The organism is Serratia sp. T13T92 (assembly GCF_047530105.1).
In the GTDB taxonomy this organism is placed as follows: domain Bacteria; phylum Pseudomonadota; class Gammaproteobacteria; order Enterobacterales; family Enterobacteriaceae; genus Chania; species Chania fonticola.
This window is the reverse complement of record NZ_JBLJAK010000126.1, coordinates 1-955: the sequence shown is the minus strand read 5'-3', so window position 1 is coordinate 955 and position 955 is coordinate 1. Positions and strand designations below refer to the sequence as shown.

Sequence of the window (955 nt, the reverse complement as noted above, 5' to 3'; positions counted from 1 at the left end):
GCATGCGTTGCTGACGGCGCTGAAATCGCCGGACGATGCCATCGACTGGGACACGCTGCTGCCCTGGAAAATCACCCTACCTTAAACCCCACGACCGAACACTGTGGGGATTTAACGACGCTTACGCAGTAACGGAGCCTGACCAGGTCTGGTGCGGAGATATCACGTATATCTGGACCGGGCAGAAGTGGAGCTACCTGGCCGTGGTGTTGGACCTGTTCGCCCGTAAACCCGTAGGCTGGGCAATATCACCGGTTGCGGATACAGAGCTTATTATTAACGCCCTGGAAATGGCCTGGGAAAGCCGTAATAAGCCAGCGGGCCTGATGTTCCACTCAGACCAGGGAAGCCAATATACGAGCTTGAAGTTCCGGCAACTTCTCTGGAAAAAGCAGATAAAACAGAGCGTCAGCCGGAGAGGGAACTGTTGGGATAATAGCCCGATGGAACGCTTCTTCCGTAGTCTGAAAAGCGAATGGATACCGGAAGGAGGCTACGGTACGCCGGAAACAGCTCGACAAGAAGTCAATCGTTACATAATGGGTTACTACAGCACGTTCAGACCTCACCAATATAACGGAGGTCTGACACCTGATGAGTCAGAGAGAAGATACCACGCAACTTATAAAACCGTGGCCAGTTTTACTTGACCACTACATAAGGCACGGATCATGGCCATAGCCTCACCAACCTGCGCATCGTAGTCACGCAGCGTCAGGTGACCACCGAACAGTTGTTTAACCTGGTACATTGCCGTTTCGACCACCGACCGCCGGTTATAAGTCGTGTTCCATTTCCAGTAAGCATTGCTCCCGGTAAGCCTCTGCCTGAACCGTACCGGTTTTGTGGGAGAGAGTTAAGTCCGGGAACTCAGGCTGCCAGATCCTTTTTCCCGATGGAAGCGTAATATGCTTTTTCTGCTTCAGCAGGTGGGATATGGCCGAGCCGCTCAAGC

2 pseudogenes are annotated in these 955 nt (G+C 52.9%); one reads left to right on the top strand and one right to left on the bottom strand.

Going from position 1 to position 955, the window contains the following annotated elements:
- Positions 1 to 122 precede the first annotated feature (122 nt).
- A pseudogene (locus ACMV5I_RS29515) lies at positions 123 to 650 on the top strand (IS3 family transposase); the annotation flags it as partial.
- On the opposite strand, the pseudogene ACMV5I_RS29510 reads toward ACMV5I_RS29515, so the two are convergent.
- Positions 623 to 826: pseudogene (locus ACMV5I_RS29510) on the bottom strand (hypothetical protein); the annotation flags it as partial. The pseudogenes ACMV5I_RS29515 and ACMV5I_RS29510 overlap by 28 nt on opposite strands.
- Between the last annotated feature and the right edge of the window lie 129 nt (positions 827 to 955).